At 47.0% G+C, this 12082-nt stretch carries 11 protein-coding genes; 10 read left to right on the plus strand and 1 reads right to left on the minus strand.

Features of this window, described 5'->3' with window-relative positions; translation table 11 throughout:
* Positions 1-155: 155 nt before the first annotated feature.
* The 10 genes from BUC05_RS08425 (at position 156) to BUC05_RS08470 (ending at position 11288) form a co-directional block, all read left to right on the plus strand.
* Positions 156-398, plus strand: a complete 243-nt coding sequence (locus tag BUC05_RS08425) for a hypothetical protein (protein ID WP_035202483.1) — start codon at positions 156-158, stop codon at positions 396-398.
* 53 nt (positions 399-451) lie between these two features.
* Positions 452-2032 carry an ABC transporter substrate-binding protein gene (locus BUC05_RS08430; protein WP_051881135.1) on the plus strand — a complete coding sequence of 527 codons (1581 nt, stop codon included), beginning with the start codon at positions 452-454 and terminating at the stop codon, positions 2030-2032.
* 70 nt (positions 2033-2102) lie between these two features.
* Complete coding sequence (locus BUC05_RS08435; RefSeq protein ID WP_035202481.1) at positions 2103-3020, plus strand: ABC transporter permease; 918 nt, start codon at positions 2103-2105, stop codon at positions 3018-3020.
* Positions 3021-3031: 11 nt separating this feature from the next.
* The gene (locus BUC05_RS08440) at positions 3032-3955 is read left to right on the plus strand and encodes an ABC transporter permease (RefSeq protein WP_011248497.1); all 924 of its coding nucleotides are present in this window, start codon (positions 3032-3034) and stop codon (positions 3953-3955) included.
* A gap of 43 nt (positions 3956-3998) precedes the next feature.
* Complete coding sequence (locus tag BUC05_RS08445) at positions 3999-4991, plus strand: ABC transporter ATP-binding protein (RefSeq protein ID WP_011248496.1); 993 nt, start codon at positions 3999-4001, stop codon at positions 4989-4991.
* Entirely contained in the window at positions 4988-6022 is a 1035-nt protein-coding gene (locus BUC05_RS08450) for an ABC transporter ATP-binding protein (protein ID WP_011248495.1), read from the plus strand. Before BUC05_RS08445 ends, BUC05_RS08450 begins: the two co-directional genes overlap by 4 nt.
* 50 nt (positions 6023-6072) lie before the next feature.
* Entirely contained in the window at positions 6073-7284 is a 1212-nt protein-coding gene (locus tag BUC05_RS08455; protein WP_035202479.1) for a M20/M25/M40 family metallo-hydrolase, read from the plus strand.
* A 57-nt stretch (positions 7285-7341) separates the two neighbouring features.
* Positions 7342-8709 (plus strand): SLC13 family permease, encoded by a 1368-nt coding sequence (locus BUC05_RS08460; RefSeq protein ID WP_035202478.1) that lies wholly within the window; start codon positions 7342-7344, stop codon positions 8707-8709.
* Positions 8710-8850: 141 nt separating this feature from the next.
* A complete protein-coding gene (locus tag BUC05_RS08465) occupies positions 8851-10044 on the plus strand; it encodes a M20 family metallopeptidase (RefSeq protein WP_051881134.1) in 1194 nt (397 codons plus the stop codon).
* A 53-nt stretch (positions 10045-10097) separates the two neighbouring features.
* Positions 10098-11288 (plus strand): M20 family metallopeptidase, encoded by a 1191-nt coding sequence (locus BUC05_RS08470; protein WP_094979048.1) that lies wholly within the window; start codon positions 10098-10100, stop codon positions 11286-11288.
* Positions 11289-11493: 205 nt separating this feature from the next.
* Here BUC05_RS08470 and BUC05_RS08475 read toward each other — a convergent pair whose 3' ends face one another.
* On the minus strand, positions 11494-12003 hold the full coding sequence (locus BUC05_RS08475) for a hypothetical protein (protein ID WP_035202475.1): 510 nt from the start codon (positions 12001-12003) through the stop codon (positions 11494-11496).
* Between the last annotated feature and the right edge of the window lie 79 nt (positions 12004-12082).

Raw genomic sequence — 12082 nt, forward strand, 5'->3', positions numbered from 1 at the left:
GTCTGCACGCTCGTTTTTTGAAGGAATAAAACATACTTATTGAAAGCCATAGAATAAATTTATTTTATTTATCGATCTCTATTCCTTATAATCAGATGTAATTCAAAGGGGGACTGGTAGAAAGCGATTACAAAGGCGGAGGATCGCTATGTTTAATGAATGCAAAGACACATGCGAGCGAAGTGAGGATGGGGAAAAATATCGCCTATTTTTGGAAAATTTATTCAAGTTTCTTAATAGGGGGTGTTCTGTTGGAGTTGAAAGGTGAAGAAATTCTCAAAAAGAAGGATCGGTGTATTCCTAACAACGTTGATGGACAAGTAAAAGACAACAATGGATGGAATGTTCTTTTTTTAAAACTAAGAAATACAGGGAGGGGAAGCGGAATAGGAGACTAATAATTTTAAAATTACATTCGATTCGTATTAATGTGTATAAGGGAGGGCTTATAGTGAAGCGACCATTCTTGATGCAAATGATGCCGATTGTTGTTGGAGGGCTTTTGCTGTCTGGCTGTATGACGAATGAAGAAAACATGACCACGGCTCCAGACGCTGGAGGGGAGGGAGGTGCCTCATCTAGCAATGATACCACGCTAACGATTGCCCAAGGCTCGGATATGGTTTCCTTTGATGTCCACGATCATAGCAACACGTCTACTGAAGCGATTCACGTCAATATGTTCAGCTATCTCGTCAAAAATGATGTGGAGGGTGAAGGGATTGTTCCTGATCTTGCGACTGATTGGGAATTGGTCGATGACGAAACGTGGCAATTTACGCTTAGAGATGATGCTGTGTTTCATAATGGCGATCCAGTCACAGCCGAAGATGTCAAGTTTACGCTTGAACGTGTCGCCAAAGACAATACGTTGCAAGAACATGAAAATTACCGCCAAATTAACGAAGTAGAAGTGATCGATGACCACACTTTCCTCATTCACACGAATGGGCCGCAGCCAGTGATGCTCAATCGATTGTCACGTCTGGGATCAGGCATTTTGCCGAAAGACTATATTGAAGAAAATGGTTGGGATCATTTTCTACAGGAGCCAGTCGGGTCCGGTCCTTACCAATTTGTTGAATGGGTTCGTGACGATCGAGTCGTATTAGAGCGGTTTGATGATTATTTTGGCGGTGACGTAGCGGTGTGGGATCAACTCGTTTTCCGTTCGATCCCAGAGTCTTCTACTAGGGTTGGGGAAGTCATTGCGGGTGGTGTCGATATTGCCATGAATATTGCCCCAATTGACTGGAACCGGGTCAATGAGAACGAAGGCACGTCCATTGTCGAAGGGCAAACAAACCGAACGATGATGTTGGTTCCGAACCACCGTGAAGAATACCCGACTTCCGACCCGCTCGTACGGGAAGCGATTGATTTGGCAATTGATAATCAGGCGCTTCTCGACAACTTGATGGGCGGATCAGGAACCCCGACTTTGACACGAGTCAACCCAGGGAATTTTGGCGCAAATGAGGCGCTTCATGGCGAGTACCGCTACGACCCTGACCGTGCCAAGGAGCTATTGGAAGAAGCCGGTTATGGGGATGGGCTAGAACTGACGCTGCATTCCCCAGATGGGCGCTACTTGCAAGATCGGGAAACAACAGAAGTGATTGCCGGGATGTTAAGCGAAATCGGGATTGATGTAAAAATCGATTTTATGGAATGGAGCGCCTATGTCGACCTTCGTGATGCCCATGAACAGAAAGATTTATATTTGATTGGCCTTACTGGTTCATTGTGGGATGCGGCTCACCAATTGCGCCACCATACGTCTATGGTCGCAGAGGACCATATTGGCTACAGCAATGAAGAATTTGATCAGATCTATTTAGAGGCAGAAGTGAACATGGATGAAGCCGAGCGGGAACAACAATACATTGATTTGCAGACGATGGCGGACGAAGAGTTAATCAATATTATGCTCTTCCAGCTGGATAGTTTTTACGCTGTCAATGATCGGATTCAGTTTGAGCCTCGTCTTGATGAAATGTGGAGAGTGGAGGAAATCACATTAAGCGAATAGGGATTGAAGGCTCGGAAGGAGGAAGGATGAAGACCTTGCCTTCATCCTTTTACTATCGGGGGTGGAACGATTGAGGAAGTATTTACTGTGGCGCGTTTTGCAAATCATACCGGTTCTCTTTCTAATATCGATTTTTGTGTTTGCCTTGTTGTACCTTGCTGGGGATCCTGTTGCGTTAATGCTTCCTGAGGATGCCACCCAGGAACAAGTGGATGCACTCCGGGAATCGTTAGGGTTGGACCAGCCTTTTTATATTCAATACCTCTCCTTTGTTGGAGACGTGATACAAGGGGATTTCGGTTATTCTTATCGCTATAGCCAGCCAGCTTTGCCGATCGTGCTGGAAAGGTTGCCGGCAACGTTCGAATTGGCCTTTGCTTCGATGATTGTAGCTGTACTGATTGCCGTCCCTCTCGGCATTCTCTCTGCGACAAAGCGAAATACAGCACTAGATGTATTCATATCCGGTGCCTCGGTATTAGGAAAAGCGATGCCGAACTTTTGGCTGGGCATTATGCTCATTCTTATGTTGGCGATTACGTATCCATTCTTTCCTGTGTCTGGGAGCGGAAGCATGGCTCATCTAATATTGCCGGCGATTACATTGGGAACAGGCTGTGCTGCAGAGATGACGCGTGTGTTGCGTTCAAGCATGCTGGAAACGTTAAACCAAGATTATGTGCGGACTGCCGTAAGCAAAGGGGTAAAGAACTTCTTTGTTGTTTATAAACATGCCTTTCGAAATGCGCTGATCCCGTTTATTACGATTACTTTTTTGCAAGTATCGACACTTGTCAGTGGCGCCTTGATTACAGAAGTGGTCTTTTCCTGGCCGGGACTAGGGCAGCTCTTAATTCAAGCCATTAATGGACGGGATATGGCGGTTGTGCAAGCGACTGTTTTTATCGTTGCTTTTATTGTGATTGTTGTGAACCTGATGGCCGATGTGTTGTATCGGGTTCTTGACCCTAGGATTCAATTTGATTAGGAGGGGACCCCATGCAGACAGAACAACCGGTGAAGCATTTGCGCAACCATACGACCGAGAATAGGCTAGCCAACTGGACGCGTAGGTGGGCCAGGCTCCTATTTAAAAGCAAGACCGGAACCATTGGCTTGATCATTACAGGATTGATCTTCTTGTTGGCGATATTTGCTCCTGTTCTTTCTCCTTACCATCCCAATGTCCAAAACTATGCTGCGATGAATGTACCGCCAGTATGGTTGGAAGGGGGAATGAAGGAACATCTTTTGGGGACAGACAATTTAGGGAGAGATATGCTCAGCCGAATCATCTACGGCACACAGGTCTCGCTTTTAGTCGGGGTTTGTTCCGTCGTGGTAGCAGGGGCGATTGGCATGTTTTTTGGATTAATCGCTGGCTATTACGGAGGGTTCATTGACAATGTGCTCATGAGAATCGTTGATGCGTTTTTAGCCATCCCTAACGTCTTGTTCATTCTTGTCATCTTAGGCGTCTTATCCCCAGGGCTGCTGACTCTTATTTTTGTTATTGGATTGACGAACTGGGTCATTTATGCCCGGCTTGTTCGAGGAGATGTCTTATCCATTAAAGAACGTGAATTTATTAAAGCAGCGCGGACGATTGGAACGAAAAATCCGGTGATCATTTGCAAGCATGTATTGCCGAATGTAATGCCGTCCTTTATTGTGATTTCGACTTTGAGTGTAGCCACGACGATTGTCCTCGAAGCATCGCTCAGCTATCTAGGGCTAGGTGTTCAGCCGCCTACGGTGTCCTGGGGCGGGATGTTGTCGGCGGGGAGGGATTATCTGGCCACAAGCTGGTGGATTGCTACTTTTCCTGGATTAGCGATTATGATCACCGTTTTAGGGATTATCTTTTTAGGTGATTGGTTGCGGGATGTGTTGGATCCCCGTTCCCAAACGCTCCGTTCATAGTTTAAACGGCAGCCATTCAAGTTCTCATCTAGGAGGTTAGCGTATGGCACGACAGAACCGATTGTTAGAGGTAGAGAATTTAAAAACATACTTCCATACAGAAAACGGAACAGTCCCTTCTGTGGATGGTGTCTCGTTTCATGTGGATAGAGGGGAAACGGTGGCGATTGTAGGCGAATCAGGCAGCGGCAAAAGCGTGACGTCTTTTTCAATCATGGGTTTGGTGAGCCCACCAGGGAAGATTGAAGCGGGGCACATTCGTTTTGATGGAACGGAGCTTACTTCCCTGTCGGAACGGAAAATGCGAAAAGTGAGAGGCAATGAAATTGCGATGATTTTTCAGGAGCCGCTCACTTCCCTTAACCCGGTGTTTACGGTGGGCCATCAAATTTCAGAAGCGATTTTGCTTCACCAGGACACGAAAAAAGCAGAAGCGCGCAAACAAGGCATTGCTATGCTAAAACGTGTCGGCATTCCAAGAGCTGAACAAGTTTACCAGTCTTATCCACACGCTTTAAGCGGAGGGATGAGGCAGCGTGTCATGATTGCCATGGCGTTGTCGTGCAATCCGAAAATGTTAATTGCCGATGAACCAACAACTGCACTCGATGTCACGATACAAGCGCAAATTTTGCGGCTCCTTAAAAAGATTAGCAAAGAAGTCGATACGTCGATTATTTTGATCACTCATGATCTTGGTGTCGTCGCCGAACTAGTCGACCGCGTCATTGTTATGTATGCTGGCCAAATAGTCGAACAAGCCGATGTGTATACGATTTTTAAGGATCCAAAACACCCGTATACGCAAGGATTGCTGGAAAGTACGCCTAAGATTCACGAACTGCATGATGAGCTCAAATCGATTCGCGGGGTTGTGCCCGTCCCAACAAACATGCCTACAGGTTGTCGTTTTCACCCTCGTTGTCCCCATGCGATGGACATATGCAAGGAAAAAGAACCGATGATGGTTGATCGTGATGGGAAAGCGCAAGTGCGTTGTTGGCTCTATGCTAGTGAGAAGGAGGATGTAGGATGATAAAGGAAGTCGCGAATACAAAGGAGGATGACACGCTTCTTGAAATCAAAGGGTTAAAAAAGCACTTCGATGTCACAAGAAAAATTTTTGCGAAAAAGAAAGACATTTTAAAAGCAGTGGACGGTGTTGACTTTATCGTAAAAAAGGGAGAGACATTTGGGATTGTAGGCGAATCGGGGTGCGGGAAATCGACAACTGGGAATATGATTATGCGTCTTGCCGATCCTACGGCAGGATCGATCCATTTTGAAGGAAAAGACTTGAGCAAGTTGGCCAAAAATGAACAAAGCAAGATGAAAAAAGACATTCAAATGATTTTTCAGGACCCTTTTTCTTCCTTAAATCCACGCATGAGAGTGTTTGAAATCATTGCCGAGCCATTACGGACACACAAAATAGCAACAGGAAAAGAATTGAAACAACAAGTGTATGAACTACTGGACGTCGTCGGCTTGGATCGCTCGTTGGCTAAACGTTTCCCCCATGAGTTTAGCGGCGGCCAGCGTCAGCGGATTGGCATAGCCCGCGCCTTAGCGTTGCGCCCCAAGCTTATTGTATGCGATGAACCTGTATCGGCGTTGGATGTTTCGATCCAGTCACAAGTGCTGAATTTGCTTTCAAAACTGCAGAAAGATTTTGATCTTACCTATATTTTTATTGCCCACGGCCTCCCAGTCGTCAAACATATTAGTGACCGTGTGGCAGTCATGTACCTTGGAAAAATCGTCGAAACCGCAGCAACGGAGGAGCTGTTCAAGCATCCGAAACATCCGTATACAGAAGGATTGCTTCGCGCTATCCCTGTCCCAGATCCGACATTAAGAAGCTTGGATTCTGGGGAATTGCTAGAAGGGGATTTGCCAAGCCCCGTTAATCCACCAAGCGGCTGTCACTTTCGTACGCGGTGTCCTTATGCAAATGAGAAATGCAAAGCGGAGGCTCCTAAACTACAAGAAGTAGCAAAGGCCCACTATGTAGCATGCCATTATCCGTTGCAAGCGGGGCGCGGGGTCATCATGGAACATGCTTAAAGGGAGGAGCTTATAAGATGCGTTCTTACTAGAAAAGGGAGGTGCAAATCGTGCAACAAACGTATGAAGCATTGAAAAACGATCCCGCCATTCAACAAGGATTGGCCTTTATTGAAGAAGATGATGAACAGACACTTGCTGAGCAAGTCGCCATGACGGAAATACCAGCGCCACCATTCAAGGAAGCGGAACGGGCGGCGTACGTGCAACAGAAGTTCAGTGAATACGGACTAGAAGCAGTGCGGCGGGATAAGGAAGGCAATGTCATCGGCGCCTATAAAGGGGTGGGGGATGGGCCTGTAATCGTCCTTTCCGCTCATTTGGATACCGTCTTCCCCGAAGGAACAGACACGAAGGTAAGACGGGAACGAGACAGGTTGTGTGCCCCGGGCATTTTTGATGATACGAGAGGGCTTGCGGAAATGCTATCCATCATTCGCGCTCTGCATAGGACGAATGTAAAAACAAGCGGCACCATCCAATTCGTCGCCTCGGTAGGGGAGGAAGGAATAGGGGATTTAAGAGGTGTAAAAGCTTTTTTCGCTGACTCGCCGAACGTTGACGCCTTTATTTCTATTGACGGAACAGGTGTAGGGCATATCGTCTATGAAGGAACAGGCAGCTGTCGTTATAAAATCACATACTCAGCAACCGGCGGGCATAGCTATGGGGACTTCGGGCTACCAAGTGCGATTCATGCCGCTGGAAGGGCAGTTGCAGCGATCGCCGATTGCCGGCCGCCAACTGAACCAAAAACGACCTTTACGATTGGAGAAATTGCTGGCGGAACGGCAGTCAATGCGATTGCAAGCTCTGCTTCCTTTCACCTTGATGTCCGTTCGACAAGTCCACAAGCGTTGGAACAGTTGGAATCGACTTTCTTAAAAGCATGCGAGCAAGCGGCTGAACAAGAAAATCGGCATTGGCAAAAGCACGATGTCACAGTCGATATAAAACGAGTCGGCGACCGCCCCGCAGGACGGCAAGATAAAGAGGCAACGATTGTGCAAGCTGTTGTTCAGGCAAGCAAGGAGCTAGGCATTGCTCCGACTTTGAAAGGGGCAGCGAGTACCGATTCCAATATTCCGATTCACTTAGGAATCCCGGCGGTCACTGTGGGACGAGGAGGGAATGGAGGCGGGACACATACGCTCGGGGAGTGGTTTGAACCTGTGCATGCTTATCTCTCGCCCCAAAGAACGTTCTTGGCGGCCCTTGCCCTTGTCGGCGTCGACCAAGTGTCTCGTCCACTTCTCGCCTAGTCGCCTAGCAAACACCGTCATTCCGGTAAAAAATGTATACAAATAAAGGTGGAACCGATGTCCAGTCAATTGGATGCTGACAACATGAAAAAGCCAAGCAAGGCAACCTACAAATATGTGGTGCTCGGTGTGCTGCTGCTATTCTTGTTTGCCTCTCCTTTCTTGCCTGTTCCCGAGTCGATGGAACTGAGAGGGTGGAGCGCTCTTGCCGTGGTAACTTTAGGGATTGGACTGTGGTTTACCCATCTCCTTCCTCCGGCAGTGACTGCAATGCTTCTGATTGTCCTCTTCCCTTTGTTTGGCGTTCTAACGTTTGAACAATCAGCGGCGAGCCTAGGCAAAGAAGTGATTTGGCTAATCATCGCCATGCTAATGATGGGCGCCGCGGTTGAACGTACTGGATTGGACAAACGCATTGCGTTCACGATCCTGACGCTGACAAAAGGAAATATCCGCCTTGTCCTACTAGCATTAATTTTTGTCGGTTTTGTGTTAACGTTTTTTCTTCCGAATGCGATCGGAAGAGTCGTCGTTTTGCTGCCGATTGCTTTAGGGGTTGTCCAGTCATTGGCAGGAACTGGCGGGCCGAACGTAGGAAAAGCGAGCATGTTTGCGATAACGTATACACCTATTATCTGTTCAGTCGCGTTAATAACTGGGGCAACGGGCTCTGTCTATGCAGCAAGTCTGTTTGAAACGATGCTCGGCTTTGAATGGCGTTACTTGTACTGGATGGCGGTCATGTTGCCGTCAACGCTTGCCATACTCCTTATTCTTTGGCTTGCGCTTCTATGGCTATTTCCTATAAAGGCTGGGAAGCACGCTCAAGGAAAAGCTTATTTTGAACAGGAAAAAGAAAAGCTGGGCCCAATGTCATTCCAGGAGAAGACGCTGCTCATTTTGTACGTCTTGTTAATCACGCTATGGACAACACAAAGCGTGCATCAGCTGTCTATTTCTTTCTCCGCCGTGTTGATTGTGATTGCTTTGTACATTCCGGGCATCCAACTCATGGAGTGGAAAGAAGCAGTAGCGAAAGTGGATTGGTCCATTCCTCTCTTGTTTTCTGCTGGCTTTTCAATGGCGGAAGCATTTGAAGCAGGTGGCGTTGTTCAGTGGTCTTCATCGTTGGCTTCTGCTCATTTAAATGGATTGCCAGCGTTCACTCTTGCCGTGTCATTGTTGCTCGTTGTTGCGGCTATTCGTATCGGTTTTACCAATTTAACTGCTATGATTGCGTCTTTGATGCCTGTGGCATTAACGTTTGCGGCAGGATCGAATGTGAACCCGGTCTGGCTGGGAATGATTTGCCTTGCTGCTTGCAGCACAGGCTTTCTGTTCCCTTCCCAGTCTGTAGGGACAATGATGACGTATGCTCTCGGTTACTATACCAGCCAGGAACTATTAAAAGTAGGAGCGACCTAACGTTATCGGTCATTGTCATAACCCTTCTGGCTGCATTTCTTTATTGGCCGCTTATTGGCTTGCCAGTTCATTAAGTGCTAAAAGCGAAGAAATTCGCTGTAAAAGGGTGGAAACCAACGCTTGTTTAAAGGAGATTAATGGATGTTAAAAAATAAAAGCATAACGGAGAAGAAAAGAAACATTGAAGAAGCGGTAGATCGAAGAGACAGCGAGTTGCGGCAGCTGGCGCTGAATATTCACGCCCACCCAGAGTTGGGGTATCAAGAGTATAAGGCTTCCAACTGGCTGTCGACTTTGCTGGAAAAGGAAGGGTTTGCCGTGAAGCGAGGGATAGCTGGGCTGGACACAGCTTTTACAGCCACTTGGGCAGGGAAGGCAGGGGGGCCTGTTATTGGCTTGTTAGCGGAATATGATGCGTTGCCACGTCTTGGCCATGCCTGTGGCCATAACCTTATTGGCACTTCTTCTGTCGGTGCAGCGCTTGCATTAAAGGATGCGTTTCCAGAACTCCAGGCAACGATCCAGGTGATCGGAACGCCAGCGGAAGAAGGATTAGGCGGGAAAGTCATTATGTGCGAACACGGGGTTTTCAATCATCTTGACGCAGCGATGATGTGCCACCCGAAAAACAAGACAATGGTCATAAGAGGCGGTCTAGCGCGGGTAGGCGCAACATTCAAATTTTATGGAAAAGAATCGCACGCAGCTTCCGCGCCAGAAAAAGGGGTGAGTGCCCTAGATGCCCTAGTGGGAGCCTATAACGCCATTAATAGTTTGCGGCAGTTTTTTTCCGATGATGTCAGAATTCATGGGGTGATTACCCATGGCGGCGATGCGGCCAATATCGTTCCTGGCTATAGTGAAGCTTCGTTCCTAATCCGCTGCAATACGCGAAAAGAACTCGAACATGTAAAAGAAAAAGTCTACACAGCTGTGCGCCAGTCGGCCGCTGCAGTGGGTGCCACAAGCAAGATTGAAGAACATCTTATTTACGCAGAACGAAACACAAACAAAACATTGGCGAATCTTTTTAAAGAAAATTTGCAATTGATGGGCATCGAAGTCAGTCCGCCGCCACTTCAAGGGGGAATCGGTTCTTCTGATATCGGCAATGTCAGCCAGCTTGTACCTACGATCCACCCGTACATCAAAATTGGAGAGGCAACCAACCATACCCACGACTTTACAAACGAAACCAAGTCAGAGGGTGGGCTGAAAGGCATGAATCAAGCTGCAAAAGCGCTCGCGATGACAGCCTATGATTTATGCGAGCTACCTGGAGCGTTACAGCGCGTCAAAGAGGAGTTTGCCAACTGGCAATTAGAAAACGTCTAACTTCTGTATGCATGGCTTAAAAAATAAAGCGGTAAGAAAGGTGGATGTTTCCAATGGCAACAACAATATTGGCGGAAAAACAAGAGATTTTAACGGCATTGGATCAACGGGATAAGGAACTTCGAGAGCTGGCGCTCATGATTCATGCCAACCCAGAACTGTCTTTTAAAGAATACAAAGCAGCAGAATGGTTATCTGCTTATTTAGAAAAAGAAGGTTTCCAAGTAGAACGGGGCGTTGCTGGCTTAGAGACGGCGTTTACGGCCGTTTGGGAAGGCAATCCAGGTGGCCCGGTTATCGGGATATTAGCGGAGTATGACGCATTGCCAAACTTAGGCCATGCTTGTGGCCATAATCTCATTGGCACTGCTGCTGTTGGTGCAGCCGTCGCATTAAAAGATGCCTACCCTGAATTGCAAGGAACGATTAAAGTGATAGGCACACCGGCGGAAGAAGGCGGCGGCGGGAAAATTTATATGTGCGACCACGGCACCTTCAACGATCTCGATGCTGCGATGATGGTCCATCCAAAAAACAAAACGATGGTGTTGCGTGGAGGACTAGCATGCATGACAGCGACGTTTTCGTTTTATGGAAAAGAATCACACGCCGCCTCAGCGCCAGAAAAAGGGATCAGTGCCCTAGATGCGCTCATTCAAAGTTACAATGCCATCAACAGTTTACGGCAGTTTTTCACCGATGATGTTCGGATCCACGGAATCATTACCAAAGGCGGCGATGCGGCCAATATCGTCCCTGGACATTGTGAAGCCCAATTTATCATCCGCGCAGCCACGACCAATCGGCTCCATGAAATAAAGGAAAAAGTATATGAAGCGGTTCGCCATTCGAGCCAATCAGTCGGCGCCAAATACAAGATCGAAGAAGGCCTCATATATGCCGAGCGTAACAACAACCATGCCTTGGCAGAGCTTTTTAAGGAGAACTGGGAAGCAATGGGCATTGAAGTAGAAGATCCACCAAAACAAGGAGGAATCGGCTCCTCCGACATCGGCAATGTCGGCCAGGTGACAGCCACCATTCATCCCTATATTAAAATTGGCGAAAACACGAACCATACGTTTGAGTTTACAGAAGATACAAAGTCAGAAGGCGGCATGAAAGGCATGAATCAAGCCGCAGCGGGATTAGCGATGACCGCCTATGATCTATGTACCAATCCAGATGCATTAAAAGCAATCCGCGATGAATTTGAAGCGTGGAAAAAGACACAAGGACGTTAGTCAGGAAGCGCCTGTTTTAGACAGGTGCTTTTTTAGGCGCAGGGAGGATTGTAGGAAACACTGGTTCCATCATGAAAAGGATTGATGGGTCCTACACGTACCAGGGATACCCGCTCCCTTGCTCTCCAGATCCAGAGGAACGTTGTAGTAAAAACCCGAATCCATAAATAAAGGTTCGAGCTTTCCAATGGGTATTTACATACGGTTAGTAACGTCTTTCCCTATTCCGAAGTACAAACAAAGCGATCGGTGCATAGAAAGGAATAATCGATAAGACAGTATGTATCCATGCTTTTTTTGCATAGGCCTCGTAAAGGCGGTATACGATGTAGATAAGCAGAATCCATAAAGTAATCGACACGAACCGATAGATGGGCTCTGGGATTTTAACTAATAAATGGATGTATAATTGATGGAAGGGAAGAAAGCGAAAGACAATGGTGACACAGCCAATGAGTAAGACCTTTATGCCCCCATTTCCTCGTAGTTTCCCTGAAATCAATTCACCGACAATCCAAAACTGAGCAATCGGTATCCAGCTTAGCCAAGGGTGACGGATATGGGCATTCTTGGCCATTCTCGATAAAGCAGCGGCCACTATTAAATGAGCAATAAGCCAAAGGGTAAATAAACAAATATATAGGAACAACATCAGATTCAGTACAAGAAGAAACGATTCTCTTATCTCCTCAGGCGATTGAGCATACGCCGTCATAAAAAATACCCCCTTCCGAGCTATATAATCAATGTTTAGGATGTCTCTCATTAAAAAAGCAAGCGTTACCAACATCCTA

The sequence above is a fragment of the Shouchella rhizosphaerae genome, from assembly GCF_900142675.1.
GTDB lineage: Bacteria > Bacillota > Bacilli > Bacillales > Bacillaceae_D > Shouchella > Shouchella rhizosphaerae.